Below are 1233 nucleotides of genomic sequence, written 5' to 3' on the forward strand. Positions count from 1 at the left end.
GCGCCGGTGCTGCGACGATCGCGACCACAGCGCCGGTGCTGCGACGATCGCGACCAGCGCCAGCCAGACTGCCTCGAGCGTCGCTGCGGGCGCCGTCACGCTGAGGAGCTCGACGGGTGCGGATCTGAGCGTCACCGGCAAGGCCGACCTGCTCAAGGCGCTCGGTGTGTCCTCGTCAGTCGGCGGCGGCAATGCCACCGTCAACGTCAACCGCACCACCAGCGCAGCCTCGCTCGGTGCGACGATCACCGACGGTTCGACGCTGAACGTCAACGGCAAGGTCATCACCTTCAAGAACGCGCCGACCCCGGGCTCGGCCGGTGCTCCGGCCGTAGGTGCGACGATCACCGACGGTTCGACGCTGAACGTCAACGGCAAGGTCATCACCTTCAAGAACGCGCCGACCCCGGGCTCGGCCGGTGCTCCGGCCGTTCCCACCGGCTCCGGCGCGAGCGGTGCGGTCGTCACCGACGGCARCGGCAATTCGACCGTCTATCTGCAGGCCGGCACGGTTGMCGACGTGCTGAACGCGATCGACCTTGCCACCGGCGTGCAGACCGCGACCATCGCAGCCAACGGCACCGCGACGTTTGCGGCCGCCTCGGGGCAGTCGAAGTCGACGATTAACTCGTCAGGCCAGCTCAAGATCTCGACCGGCGTCAACGCCGACCTGTCGATCACCGGCACTGTTTGCGGCCGCCTCGGGGCAGTCGAAGTCGACGATTAACTCGTCAGGCCAGCTCAAGATCTCGACCGGCGTCAACGCCGACCTGTCGATCACCGGCACGGGCAATGCGCTGAACGCACTCGGCTTCGCCGGCAACACCGGCACGTCGTCCGCCTTCAACGCGGCTCGTACCTCCGGCATCGGCGGCATCAGCGGCAAGACCTTGACCTTTACCTCCTTCAACGGCGGCACGGCGGTTGACGTGACCTTCGGCGACGGCACCAACGGCACGGTCAAGACGCTCGATCAGCTCAACACCAAGCTGCAGGCCAACAACCTGTCGGCGACGATCGACGCCAACGGCCTGCTGACGATCTCGACCACCAACGACTACGCGTCCTCGACCATCGGTTCGAGCACTGCGGGCGGCTCGATCGGCGGTACGCTGACCACCGCGCTGACGTTCTCGACGGCTTCCAGCCCCGTCCAGGACACCGTTGCGCAGACGTCCCGTGCGAACCTGGTCAACCAGTACAACAACATTCTGCAGCAGATCGACTCGACTC

Annotated in this window: 1 pseudogene; it reads left to right on the plus strand. The window is 66.5% G+C overall.

Annotated elements, in window-relative coordinates:
• Positions 1-1233: pseudogene (locus ASG57_RS39300) on the plus strand (DUF1522 domain-containing protein); the annotation flags it as partial.

The organism is Bradyrhizobium sp. Leaf396 (genome assembly GCF_001424605.1).
In the GTDB taxonomy this organism is placed as follows: domain Bacteria; phylum Pseudomonadota; class Alphaproteobacteria; order Rhizobiales; family Xanthobacteraceae; genus Bradyrhizobium; species Bradyrhizobium japonicum_C.